The following is a 13,072-nucleotide window of genomic DNA, read 5'->3' on the forward strand; positions in this document are numbered from 1 at the left end:
AAGCATCAAGTAGGTCGAATTAGCCTGAAAGGCGTAATCCGACAAGCAATCTGGATGAGGTTTTTCTCCTTGGGGTAGGGGATGAGCGCAGCGAATTAAAGAAGCACACACATCCACCGCGCCTTTTTCACGTGAATCTGATAAACAAGGACTTTAAGCGCAACGAACGGGGCCAAGGATGAAGCACCTGCACTATCACACCTGCAATCTTTGCGAAGCCATGTGCGGTATTGAGATAGAGCACTGCGGCGATGACATACAAGCCATTCGTGGCGACAAGGCCGACCCCTTCAGCCGTGGCCATATCTGTCCCAAGGCGGTGGCTCTGCAGGATCTGCACAACGACCCGGACCGCCTGCGCCACCCGGTCAAGCGTACCGCCGATGGCTGGGTGCCGATCAGCTGGGAGGACGCCCTGGACGAAACCGCCCAGAGGCTGCACCAGATACAGCAGGAACACGGCAAGAACGCGGTGTCCCTTTACCTGGGCAACCCTACGGCGCACAACCATGGTGCCTTGTTTACGCTATTGCCGTTCACCCGGGCGCTGAACACCCGCCAGCGCTATAGCGCCACCTCTGCGGATCAGCTTCCCCATCAGTTGGCCACCTACAAACTGTTTGGCCACCAGGCGCTGTTCCCGATCCCGGATATCGATCGCACGGATTACTTCATGGTTATCGGGGGCAACCCGGTGGCGTCCAATGGCTCGATCATGACGGTCCCTGACGTCAAGAACCGCATCAAGGCCTTGCAAAAGCGGGGCGGGAAAATGGTGGTGATTGATCCCCGTCGGACCGAGACCGCCAAGGTCGCCGACGAGCACCACTTTGTCCGTCCGGGGACCGATGTCTATCTGCTGCTGGCGTTGGTGCAGGTGCTATACGTGGAATCGCTGGTGGCGCCGGGGCGGCTGGATAGTCTGCTCGACGGCAAGAAAGCGCTGGAAAAACTGGTCGCGCCCTGGACACCGGAGAAAGCCGCAGCGGCGGTGGGGCTGCCTGCTGCTGCCATTCGCAAACTCGCCCGTGACATTGCCAGTGCCCCCAGCGCGGCGGTGTATTCCCGCGTGGGCGTCACCACCAGCGCCCATGGTGCGCTCAGCGCCTGGCTGGTCTACGTGATCAATATCCTTACCGGTAATCTGGACCGGGAAGGGGGCGTCATGTTCACCAATCCGGCCTTTGATATCCTCGCCATGAGTGGCCTCAGCGGTGATACCGGCAGCTTCGACCGCTACCGCAGCCGGGTAAAGGGTTACCCGGAATTCGGCGGCGAATTCCCGGTGACCACCGTGGCCGATGAAATGCTCTCCCCAGGGCTGGGCCAGGTGAAGGCGTTTATTTCCCATGCCGGCAATCCGGTGCTGTCCTGCCCGGATGGCAGCAAGCTGGACCGGGCCCTGGCCGGGCTGGATTTCATGGTCAGTATTGATTTCTATATCAACGAAACCACCCGCCATGCCGACATTATTCTGCCCCCCACCGGGCAGCTGGAGCATGGCCAGTTCGACCCGATTTTTCAGGCGGTGGCGGTGCGCAACGTGGTGAAATATACGCCACCGCTGGTGCCCCGGCCGGAAGGCATGCTGCATGACTGGGAAATTTTGCTCGGGCTCACCTCACGGTTGAACCGGCTTAAAGCGCGCACTCGCCGCAGCCGGGTGAAAGCGGCCGCCGCCGACCGTTTTATCCGCAAGCTGGGTGACCGGGGGATTATTGATCTGGGCCTGCGCCTGGGTCCGTATGGCAGTGGCGGCAAGGCCATGGCCAGCCTGAAGAAGAACGGCCTGCATACGCTGCCCAATGTGGCCTGGCGCCTGTTGCGCGGGAAGGGTGAGGGGCTGACGTTCAAGCGCCTGCAAGCGGCTCCGCATGGTATTGATCTGGGACCGTTGACGCCCATGCTGCCGCAGCGCCTGTTCACTCCGGACCAGCGCATCAATCTGGTTCCCGCACTTTACCACCGCGCCTTGCAGGGCTTGCCGGTGCCATCTGTTCCACAAGAGAATCAACTGCTGATGATTGGCCGGCGCCATATCCGCAGCAATAATTCCTGGATGCATAACAGTCAGCGCCTGATCAAGGGCAAAGGCCGCTTCACGGTGATTGTGCACCCGCACGATGCCCTGCGATTGGGAGTGGAAGAAGGCGCCGATGTGACGGTCAGTGGCAGTGCCGGCTGCATGACGTTGCCGGCCGCTATCAGCGACGACATCATGCCGGGCGTCATCAGTGTGCCCCACGGTTGGGGCCATGACCGCGAGGGTGTGCAACTGGAAATTGCCCGCTCTACCCAGGGCAGTAGCGTTAACGATGTGATCGGCACAGAGCGGGTGGAAGCGGTGACCGCCATGGCGCAGCTCAACGGCATTCCCGTGACCCTGGCCCCTGTGACCCCATGCCAGTGAGTGTCGCTCCGTGGTGCCGGGTTGTGTTTATGGCCGGCTGGGTGCCGCTGGCCGGCGCAGCGGCGGTTACCGAAACCGATGCGTTTATGGCGAACGTGGAGAAGGGCAGCCATGCCCCCAACCTGGAAAAGGGTAACTGGGTGGTGGCGCCGATCCCCGTGTCGAACCCCACCATGGGTACTGGCTTGCAACTGGCGACCCTGTATTTGCACCCGTCTCGTGATGGCAACGGCGGCCCCAACCCCACCAGCGGTCTGGGCGCCATGTACACCGATACCGATAGCTGGGTGGTGGGCGCATTCCATCAGGATTATTTACTGGATGATCGTTTGCGGGTAACGGCCGCCGCCGGCACCGGCTCCCTGAAGCTCAAATATTATGGCTTTGGGGGGGAGGGCTTTTTCGCCAATAATCCGCTGGATTACACCATCGACATGGCCATGGGGTTTGCCCGTGCCCAGTGGCGCTTGCCGCAATCCGATCACTGGTTCCTGGGCCCGGCGCTGATCTACTCGGACGGGGATGTGGAGATGGAATTCGATCAGCGTATTAGCGGGCTGCCGGGGTTGAGCAAAAATATCGCCGTCGGCGGAGCGGGGATGGTGTTGACCTATGATTCCCGCGACAACAATTATTTCCCCACTCAGGGGATCAATTTCAGTGCCTCCTATTTTGATTTTGCCGAGGCCCTGGGCAGCGATTTCGACTACGGCAAAACCCGGCTGGACCTGAGCTATTACAAACAGCTGTTCCCGGATCTGGTCCTCGCCACCAACGGTGCCTGGGAAAGCACCTCCGGGCGGGCGCCGTTTTTCAATCAGGCGTCGGCCGGGGTGCGCGGGTATAACCGGGGCGAATACATGGATGACGATGCATTGAAAGCCAGCATCGAAGGCCGCTATTCGATCTTGCCGCGCTGGGTGTGGGTGGGGTTCTACGATTATGGTTGGGTCAACGACGGGGATGAGCCGATTTTCCAGGGCAAGACTGCCCATAGCATCGGCACCGGCCTGCGCTGGCAAACCACCCCGAGCAAGCCTCTGCACATCGGTGTGGATGTGGCCTTCACCGATGACGATACCGTTTTCTTTATTCAGCTGGGCGAAAGTTTCTAGACCGGATTTCTTTGTTAAGATCTTCCAAGCATCGCCCCCCACAGAGAGGCCACATTTTGTGGGGCAGTGGTTTTGTGGGAAGCGATGCTTGCATCGCGAAGAAAGAGGCACACCTTCTTAATATCCTCAAAAGGTCAATAATCAGATTCAGATGACAGCCATGTCCTCTAAAAACTGACAGCTACCCCCGCCCCGGCTCGTTACGCTCTATGGATGACTCACCGCTACCACAGCCACGCCTTGAGAAAAGGGCGCTTCTCCCAGCAGGGAAGGCCCTACCTGGTTACTTTCAGCACAGCGGGTAGATCCCCATGGTTTTCCCGTTTCTCTATCGCTTGCCAAGTGTGCAGATCTATAGCTCAATCAGATATTCAGAACGCCAGCCACACGTGGTGCTATGTGGTCATGCCGGACCATGTGCACTGGCTGTTGTCCACAACCGATAAGCATGATCTGTCCCAAATTGTCAGGATGGCCAAGGCCAGAGTGTCCCGTTCCTTGGAGCAAGCCATCTGGCAATCTAGCTTCCATGATCGCGCGCTGAGAAGCGAAGCGGAGTTGAAACCAGCGGCTCGTTATGTCATCGCAAACCCTGTGAGGGCAGGGCTGGTGGCTTCAGTGAGAGATTACCCATTTTGGAATGCTGCCTGGCTTTGAGTTGTGGTCGGCAGAATCTTGCCGTTCTTCTTCGCGATGCAAGCATCGCTTCCCACATAAACCGCGCTTCCTTGTGGGAAGTGATGCTCGCATCACGAAGGGTTCAGGTTTGCGATCATCAGGGCATTGGCAAACATGGAGTAAGAGCAGGTCACCACACCTGGGGCACTTTCTGCAGTTTTTCCAAGCTATAACCCCGCTCTTTGGCGGTATCCAGCAAGTGCTGGTAGACGCTGGCATCCAGTTGCGGGCTGCGTGCCATGATCCACAGATAATCCCGTTTCTGTCGTCCCACAATGGTTGTCTGGTAATCCGGGCTTACATACAGCACCCGGAAATCCGCCTTGAATGGCCAGAGAAAGCGCATCTTCCAGATGGCCGGATTCTCGTCGCTGACAAAGCCGGTGGGCGTCATGGTTTTCAGCTCACCGTCCGGGCCATCTTTGCGGAAGGTGAAGGTGGTCTCAATTTCATTGGGGCCAGCCCGGCGATAGGTCTCGATGGCGTTATAGGCGCCTTTTTCCGGAAAGGTGGGAATATTGGCAATCACATACCACTGGCCCATGAAGCGGTCCAGATCGAGTGGACTCGCCACTTCAATGGGGTCAGTCGGCGTGGTCTGGCAGGCGTTGAGCATAATCAGGCTCACTATCAACAACATTGGGCGCATAGGTTTCTCCATGAAAGAGAGAATCGCATCCGCGGGTGCAACGCCGGGTGAATCTTGGTGATTCCGTAGGTAGACTTAGGCGTAGCCGTAAGCCGACAACCAAGCCTTGCTGCCCATCCACAATGGTTGAATGTCGGATTACGCCTTTCAGGCTCTCTGTGCCCTTGGGTAAATCTGACCTACACACCCGTTACCCTTGAAAGTCCTCCACGTCATCACAACCCCTGTTAATACCTAACCGGAAAAGGAGAACCGCGTGAACGTTCTTATTGCAGGTGCAAACGGCAAAATTGGTCGCCGGCTGATTCCCCATCTGGTGGCAGACGATATCCACGTTACCGCTATGGTGCGCGATGCAGCCCAGGCTCAGTCCCTGAAAGAGCTGGGCGCCAACGATGTGGTGGTGGCCGACCTGGAGGGTGATTGCCGTGAGGCGTTGAAAGGGCAGAACACGGTGATTTTTACCGCAGGCTCTGGTCCTCACACCGGTCCGGAGAAAACCCTCGACGTGGATCAGAATGGCGCCATTGCGTTGGTGGATCAGGCGAAAGAGCAGGGCGTGGACCGCTTTATCATGGTCAGCTCTATGCGCGCCGATGACCCGGACAGTGGCCCGGAAAAAATGCGTCATTACTTTGAAGCCAAAGGCAAGGCGGACACTCACCTGCGCAGCAGTGGTCTGGACCATGTCATTGTTCGCCCGGGGCGACTAACAGAAGAGCCGCCGCTGGAGAAGGTTAGGCTGGAGTCGAAAATAAAGGACTTTGGAGAAATTTCCCGCGAAGATGTCGCCAAGGTGCTGGCGGAAGTCACCCGGATGGAGATTCGCAATCAGGAATTTGATGTGATCACCGGAGAGACTCCCATCCGGGATGCGCTGCAAAACGTTTGAGGTATACATGTCGGCTTACGCCTTAAGGCTAAGCCGACCTACGGTAAGTATTGCCAAGGCGGGGTCGTAGGTCGGTTTAGGCCGAAGGCCGTAAACCGACACCTCTTCGCTCTCCATTGGAAATCATTCCCTGAATTGTCTGACAATCTCGCCGATCCCTCCCTCATCCTGTCCCTAGGTATAAAGAGGCCTGCGTCACCAATACGTATGAATTACGTAGAGTTAGTGCTGAAACCCATTCGCATTGCAGTAAACAAACTGTAAAATGCCGCTGCTTGTCATATGGATGACAAAAAAAAGTACGCATAATCCGCCCCTCGATGTTAGAACAGCTGGATAGGATGTCCTTAGTGCAGTTTTCTTTACAGCTCACCCGTTGGTGCCTCGGGGGCTTGGCCTTTGTGTGCGCCACCAGCGCACAGGCCGCTTCGCCCTGGGTGCCAGCCGGCGATCTATCCGCGCGCCATCATATCGAAGCGCTCCAGTCCCAGGGTTGCCTGGATGGCGTTACCCTCAGCTGGCCGATCAGCTGGGCCGCGCTGATGAAAAGCTACCGCCTTGCCCGTCACAGCCTCCCGGAAGCGGAAGCCAAACGTTGTGAAAACCAGCATGCCGCCTTCCTCGAAAAAGCCCTACAGCAGGCCCAGCAAAGCACCCGTGGTGTTTCCATTGAACTGGGTGGCGCCAACCAGGAGCCGCTCTACACCAGCTTCGATACCCAGGTAGAAGACGAATTCACCAGCCAGGTGACACTTTACGGCATGGGTGATCGTTGGGCCGGGCAGCTGGCGGTGGGCTATGTGGATGGCGAGCGCGACAACCAGTATGTGCGCTTGGATGATACCTACCTGGCCGGCATCATCGGCAACTGGCAGCTGGGCGTCGGTGCTGTCGATCGCTGGTGGGGCCCGGGCTGGCAAAGCTCGTTGGCCCTGTCCAATAATGCTCGCCCGGTTCCCGGGCTATGGCTATCCCGGCAAATGCCGCTGGCACCGGAAAGCCCCTGGCTCAGCTGGATCGGCCCCTGGGACCTGCAACTGATTGCCGGGCAATTGGAGCAGGACCGCGCTATCCCGGATGCCCGCCTGCTGGGTGCCCGCTTTGTCTTCAAGCCACTGGATTCCCTGCAAATCGGCCTGTCGCGCCTGGCGCAATGGGGTGGGGAAGGGCGTCCGCAGGGCCTGGATGACTTTTGGAATGCGGTTATTGGTCGCGATAACGGTGAAACATCCGGCCTGGAAGAAGGGCAGGACCCCAGTAACCAAATTGGGGGAGTGGATTTCCGTCTGTCTTTGAACCCGGGTGACGTTCCCCTCGGTATCTATGGACAATTCATGGGTGAAGACGAAGCGGGGGGCTTGCCCTCGAAGCTATCGTCTTTGGCTGGCGTGGATGTGGTCACCGGCTGGGGCAAGGGCTCCCAGCGCTTCTTTGTGGAAGCCACCGACACCGTTGCCGGCAGCTGGTTTAGTGACCGCCGCCACAATGTCATGTATGAGCACAGCACTTATCAAAGCGGTTTCCGCTACCATGGCCGCAACATGGCCAGTACCTGGGAAGGCGACGCCCAGGCCGTCACCCTCGGCATTCAGCAGTTTTTCCGCCACGACGTGTCGGTGGCGCTGAGCCTGTCGCAAGCGACCCTGAACGAAGAGGGCGGGATACGCGCGGTGGTCACGGAAGATGGCGACGCTATCCTTCAGGCCGTTGAAGAACAGGACATCACCCTGGCTGAATTGCGCATCGGCCACCCCTTATTCGGCGGCCGCCTGAACTGGCTGCTTTCTGCTACGGATGAACCCGTAGTGACCTATGAAGAGCGGGAGCGGTTCACCGCCGGCCTTCAGTGGACCCGCCACGTGAATTGGTAACAGAGTTTATGCAGGTATCTATGAATCCTTTCGGGAAATTTCTGGCTGTCGGCCTGCTTGCCACGCTGGCAGGCTGCACTGTTGTCCCCGGGTCCTACCATTCACCCACGCCTGGCTGGTTTCTGGATGAAGATGACTCTCCTGAAGGTGAGCCCTTGCCCGATGTGGTGGAAGTGCATTCTATTGGGACCGCCATTTTGAAAAAACAGGATATACACCCTGTCGACAAGGGCGTCCCAGAAGCGATTGATCTGTCCGATGAGGATTACCACTATCTAGTGGGACCAGGGGATGTGCTGCAAATTACCGTCTGGGATCACCCCGAGCTGACTATTCCGGCGGGGTCTCTGCGCAGCTCAGCAGAATCGGGTAACTGGGTGCATAATGATGGAACGATTTTCTATCCATATGTGGGTATCGTAAGCGTCCAGGGTCAACGAGTGACCGAAATCCGCGACATGCTTACCCAGCGCCTTTCTAAATATATCGAAGATCCGCAAGTCGATGTGTCGGTCGCGGCCTTTCGGCACAAGAAAATCTATGTCACCGGTGAAGTTGATGAGCCCGGCCTGTTTCCTGTAACAAACGTGCCCACTCGCCTGATTGATGCTATCGGTGAGGCCGGAGGTCTCACTGAGGCTGCCGATTGGAGTAGCGTGGTTCTTACCCGTAACGGTAAGGACTACCGTCTTTCATTGCGTGATATCTATCAGTATGGCAATACCAGCCAAAACGTTCTGTTGCAGCCCAATGATGTTATCAACGTAAACCCGGTGACAGATGCCAAGGTGTTCGTTCTGGGGGAAGTGGGTAAAGCTACTTCTTTGCGGATGGGGCGCAATGGCATAACGCTGGCGGAGGCCTTGGCAGAGAATGGCGGGCTGAATCAGCGCCAGTCGGATGCGTCCGGCGTCTTCGTTTTCCGTAAGGCTCCGGTGGCAGCGGATCATGGTATTGATATTTACCAGCTGAACGCAAAGGATGCCGCGGCTTTGGTGCTGGCGGACAGTTTTACGTTGCAGGAACGGGATATCGTTTATGTTACTGCGGCGCCTCTCGCCAGGTGGAACCGCGTGCTTAGTCTGATTTTGCCCTCGGTGAGCGCCTTGTATTTGGGTAGCCGAACAGAAGAAGCTCTGAGGGATTAACCATGTTCGACCGGATCCTGGTGGTGTGTGACGGCAACATCTGCCGCAGCCCCACCGTGGCCGCCATGCTGCAAAGCCTGAAGCCGGAAAAAAGCATAACCTCAGCGGGGCTAGTCGGGCTGGAAGGGCAGGATATGGAGCCAACGGCAAGGAATGTAGCTGAGAGCAATGGCTTGGCCTGTGGCCCTCATATTGCAAAGAAGCTCACCGCTGAGCTGTGCCAAGACAGTGATTTGATTTTGGTAATGGAAAGCCGACAGAAAGAGCGTATCAGCAAGCGCTTTCCCGAAGCCAGCGGTAAAACGTTCTTACTGACGCAGTGGAATGGAAAAAATGACATTCCAGACCCTTACAAGCGTGGGCGAGATGCCTTTGAACGAGTCTACCCCATGATGGAAAAAGCTACCCGGGCATGGGCAGAAAAACTCTAAGAGCCACCCTGCTGGCAATGCCATTTAGAAACTCTCGGAATCAAGGCGGCTTAGAAAGCCTTGCATGACAACGAACAGAGCAAATTAGAATGACAGATAACAGCATGCATACTCAGCGCCAGAACAGCGCTATGGATGATGATATTGATTTTGGCTATTTATTCAGTCTGTTGCTGGATAACAAATGGTTGATTCTCGGCACTGCATTGTTTGCGTTGGGGCTGGGGACGGCCTATGGCGTTGTTGCTACGCCTATCTATAAAGGGGATACGCTGCTTCAAATTGAGCAGAAAAGCAGTGGCGTACCTGGGCTGTCAGAGCTTAATCAGATTTTTGAGCAAGAAGCGTCAGCGTCAGCGGAAATTGAAATTTTGCGGTCGCGTATGGTTCTTGGTGATGTGATTGAGCAACTGAAAATGGACATCACGATTGCGCCTGAGCGCCTTCCTTATATCGGGCGTTTTCAGGGGCCGGATAAAGCAGCGCCAACTGAACAGCATCCCCTTTTTGCAGGCTATCGCGATAGCGAAACGTTTGTCACTATCGAGCGTTTTCAGGTGCCTGAGCGGCTCCGTGGGCGTTCGTTTTTGTTGGCAGAAGAAGAGGGTATGCCCGCTCTGTATATGGGCGAAAAACGGGTTGCAAAAGCCCCAGCGGGTGAAACGTTAATGAATGAAGGTGGAGATATCCAGTTGGATATCTCACGTTGGCAATATGGTGGTGAACCTTTAATTCTGGCAAAACAACCCGAAATTGTCGCCACTAACCGTCTGCGTGGTTCGCTTGAAATTGAGGAAATGGGTAAAACCGGCATGCTTAGTATGACGATGACCGGTCCGAACAAAGCGCGAATAAAAGCAGTGCTGGATGCGATTAGTCAGACCTATTTGCTACAGAACGTGGAGCGCCGTTCAGCCCAGGCAGAAAATAGCCTGGAATTTCTCGGCGAGCAGCTTCCTAAAATCAAGGAGAAACTCAACGAGGCTGAAGAAAAGCTCAATGCCTATCGCCTTAAAAGCGAATCGGTTGACTTAAGCATGGAAACTCAGTCAGTACTGGAGCGAGTGGTCAGCATTGAAGCAAAGATTAACGAAATGAAAATTCGTGAGAGCGAAGTTGCCACTCGGTTTACCAAGGAACATCCGGCTTATCAGACTCTGATGAGGCAGCGGGCATCATTGATTGAAGAAAAGAAAAATCTTGATGCTCAGGTCAAAGGGTTGCCGGAAACTCAGCAAGAAATTCTCCGCTTAATGAGAGATGTGGAGGTCACACAGCAGATTTATGTGGGGCTCCTTAACAAGGTCCAGGAGTTGCGCATTCTTAAAGCCGGCACTGTTGGTAGTGTACGCATTATCGATAGGGCGCTCATTCAGCCTTCGCCAATTAAGCCGAAAAAGTCACTGATAGTCGTTATCGCCGTTGTGTTAGGGGCCATGATTGCGGCTGGATATGTATTGTTGCGCGCTGTGCTCAACAAAGGCATTGAGTCGCCGGAAAAACTGGAAGAGCAAGGGGTAGCGGTGTACGCCACTGTTCCGCTATCAGAGAAACAAAAGAAGTCGGAAAGTCTGCTTGGTTTGAAATACCGTAGGGCCAGCAAGGGAGCGCTTCCTCCTATTCCTTTGTTGGCCATTGAAGATCCTAACGATTTGGCAATCGAGGCTCTGCGCAGCCTAAGAACCAGCCTTCATTTCGCCATGATGGATGCAGAAAACAAGGTATTGATGATTACAGGGCCGAGTCCAGATGTCGGTAAAACGTTTCTATCTGCGAATTTGGGTGCGGTGTTGGCGCAAACCGGGCAGCGCGTATTGGTTATCGATGGGGATATGCGAAAAGGCCATCTGCATCGTTACTTTCAGACAACCAATGCAGTGGGCTTGTCCGATTACCTTTCTGGCCAAAGCGAGAGCCAGGGCATTGTTCAGCCCTCGGGCATTGATAATCTGGACTTTATATCACGGGGTAAGGCGCCACCAAATCCTTCAGAGCTTCTCATGCACAGTCGGTTCGCTACATTAATGAAGTCGGTCAGCGATAATTATGATTTGGTTTTGATCGATACCCCGCCTATTTTGGCTGTCACGGACGCCGCGATTGTCGGTCAGCTGGCTGGCAGTAGCTTGTTGGTAACCCGGTTTGGGGTAAATTCCGTGAAAGAGGTTGATGCAGCATTAACGCGTTTTGCCCAGAACAAAGTGGAAATAAAAGGCGCTATCCTTAATTGCATGGAACGTCGTGCGTCTAATGAATATGGGTACTACGCTTACGAGTACGGAAAGAGCAGCGACTGAAGTTGTTTTGTAGGAGCGTGCTCGCAAGCGAAACGTAAGGTCTTCCTTACAAGGGGCGACCCGCCTCTGTAGGAGCGGTGGTTCCACCGCGAAACTTCCACCGTGAAATAAGGCATCGCGGTGGAATCACCGCTCCTACAGAGGCTTTTGCTGTTTTAAAGAGTCGGAGCGCAGGAAGGTTAACCGTAAAATGCCTCTCGAGGCCTGAAAGTGGCGATAACCGTAAAGAAAGCCAAGCAAACAGCGCACAAAGGAATGGAAAAAGAATGGAACTGAATGGCATCAAGCTGGCAGTAATTGGGTTGGGCTACGTTGGGTTGCCACTGGCGGTCGAGTTTGGCAAGGGCCGGCCTGTTATCGGGTTTGATATCAATCAAGTCCGCATTGATGCTCTCAACAACGGCCATGACGCCACATTGGAAGTGGATGATGAAGAGCTGGCCAGTGCGGAACGCCTCAGCTTCAGCAATGATCCGTCAGCCCTAAACGACTGCAACGTCTACATTGTCACTGTTCCCACCCCCATCGATGAGCACAAGCGCCCGGACCTTACCCCGCTGATCAAGGCTTCCGAAACAATCGGTAAGACCCTCAAGAAGGGCGACATCGTCATTTATGAATCCACCGTCTACCCCGGCGCCACCGAAGAGGACTGTGTCCCAGTACTGGAAACGGTCTCCGGGCTTACGTTCAACCAGGATTTCTTTGCCGGTTACAGCCCGGAACGGATCAACCCGGGCGACAAGGAACACCGTGTCACCACCATAACCAAGGTGACTTCCGGCTCTACCCCCGAAATCGCCGAACTGATCGATCAACTCTACGGTTCCGTTATCACTGCCGGTACCCACAAGGCGTCGAGCATCCGCGTAGCCGAAGCCGCCAAGGTCATTGAGAACACACAGCGTGATCTGAACATCGCCCTGATCAACGAACTCTCCATGATCTTCAGCCGCATGGGCATTGATACCGAAGAAGTGCTTCAGGCGGCAGGCACTAAATGGAATTTTCTGCCATTCCGTCCAGGCCTGGTAGGTGGCCACTGCATTGGCGTAGACCCGTACTACCTAACCCATAAGGCTCAGGCCATCGGCTACCACCCGGAAATTATCCTCTCCGGCCGCCGCATTAATGACGGTATGGGCAGCCATGTGGCCAGCGAACTGGTGAAAGCCATGCTTAACCGTTGCATTCAGGTTAACGGCGCCCGTGTTCTGGTCTTGGGGCTCACCTTCAAGGAAAACTGCCCGGACCTTCGCAACACCCGGGTAGTGGATGTGATCAAGGAACTGCAGGAGTACAACATACAGGTAGATGTCCACGATCCCTGGATCAACCCGAAAGAGTCGGAACACGAATACAGAATCAGCCCAGTGGAGCAACCTGAGCAGGGCACATACGACGCCATCATCCTCGCTGTAGGCCATAACCAGTTTAAAGCCATGGGCGCTGACAATATTCGCACCCTCGGCAAGCCCGAACATGTGCTCTACGACCTGAAATACATCTTCCCGAAGGAAGACGTAGACCTTAGATTGTGAAGGCAGCAGCTAGCTGTGAGCTGCGAGGAAAAAACAACAC

General features: G+C 55.5%; 10 protein-coding genes. 9 read left to right on the top strand and 1 reads right to left on the bottom strand.

Going from position 1 to position 13,072, the window contains the following annotated elements:
• Positions 1-178 precede the first annotated feature (178 nt).
• From F1529_RS09855 to F1529_RS09865, 3 genes are all read left to right on the top strand, one after another.
• Entirely contained in the window at positions 179-2,410 is a 2,232-nt protein-coding gene (locus F1529_RS09855; RefSeq protein WP_155134249.1) for a molybdopterin-dependent oxidoreductase, read from the top strand.
• Positions 2,401-3,525, top strand: coding sequence for a BamA/TamA family outer membrane protein (locus tag F1529_RS09860; RefSeq protein WP_155134252.1), 1,125 nt, complete (start codon positions 2,401-2,403; stop codon positions 3,523-3,525). Before F1529_RS09855 ends, F1529_RS09860 begins: the two co-directional genes overlap by 10 nt.
• 213 nt (positions 3,526-3,738) lie before the next feature.
• Complete coding sequence (locus F1529_RS09865) at positions 3,739-4,182, top strand: transposase (RefSeq protein WP_155134255.1); 444 nt, start codon at positions 3,739-3,741, stop codon at positions 4,180-4,182.
• A 151-nt stretch (positions 4,183-4,333) separates the two neighbouring features.
• Here the strand turns inward: F1529_RS09865 and F1529_RS09870 are convergent, their stop codons facing one another.
• The gene (locus F1529_RS09870; protein ID WP_196220390.1) at positions 4,334-4,852 is read right to left on the bottom strand and encodes a lipocalin family protein; all 519 of its coding nucleotides are present in this window, start codon (positions 4,850-4,852) and stop codon (positions 4,334-4,336) included.
• A gap of 256 nt (positions 4,853-5,108) precedes the next feature.
• Here F1529_RS09870 and F1529_RS09875 point away from each other — a divergent pair, with 256 nt between their 5' ends.
• The 6 genes from F1529_RS09875 (at position 5,109) to tviB (ending at position 13,032) form a co-directional block, all read left to right on the top strand.
• Entirely contained in the window at positions 5,109-5,744 is a 636-nt protein-coding gene (locus F1529_RS09875; protein WP_370456999.1) for an SDR family oxidoreductase, read from the top strand.
• Between the two features lie 341 nt (positions 5,745-6,085).
• On the top strand, positions 6,086-7,615 hold the full coding sequence (locus tag F1529_RS09880) for a capsule assembly Wzi family protein (protein ID WP_196220391.1): 1,530 nt from the start codon (positions 6,086-6,088) through the stop codon (positions 7,613-7,615).
• An 8-nt stretch (positions 7,616-7,623) separates the two neighbouring features.
• Positions 7,624-8,763, top strand: a complete 1,140-nt coding sequence (locus F1529_RS09885; protein ID WP_230457755.1) for a polysaccharide export protein — start codon at positions 7,624-7,626, stop codon at positions 8,761-8,763.
• Positions 8,764-8,765: 2 nt separating this feature from the next.
• Complete coding sequence (locus F1529_RS09890; RefSeq protein ID WP_155134259.1) at positions 8,766-9,194, top strand: low molecular weight protein-tyrosine-phosphatase; 429 nt, start codon at positions 8,766-8,768, stop codon at positions 9,192-9,194.
• Between the two features lie 89 nt (positions 9,195-9,283).
• Positions 9,284-11,491 carry a polysaccharide biosynthesis tyrosine autokinase gene (locus F1529_RS09895; protein WP_230457756.1) on the top strand — a complete coding sequence of 736 codons (2,208 nt, stop codon included), beginning with the start codon at positions 9,284-9,286 and terminating at the stop codon, positions 11,489-11,491.
• Between the two features lie 266 nt (positions 11,492-11,757).
• The gene (gene tviB / locus F1529_RS09900) at positions 11,758-13,032 is read left to right on the top strand and encodes a Vi polysaccharide biosynthesis UDP-N-acetylglucosamine C-6 dehydrogenase TviB (protein ID WP_155134262.1); all 1,275 of its coding nucleotides are present in this window, start codon (positions 11,758-11,760) and stop codon (positions 13,030-13,032) included.
• Positions 13,033-13,072 lie beyond the last annotated feature (40 nt).

Source organism: Alcanivorax sp. VBW004, assembly GCF_009718865.1.
Taxonomy (GTDB): Bacteria; Pseudomonadota; Gammaproteobacteria; order Pseudomonadales; family Alcanivoracaceae; genus Alcanivorax.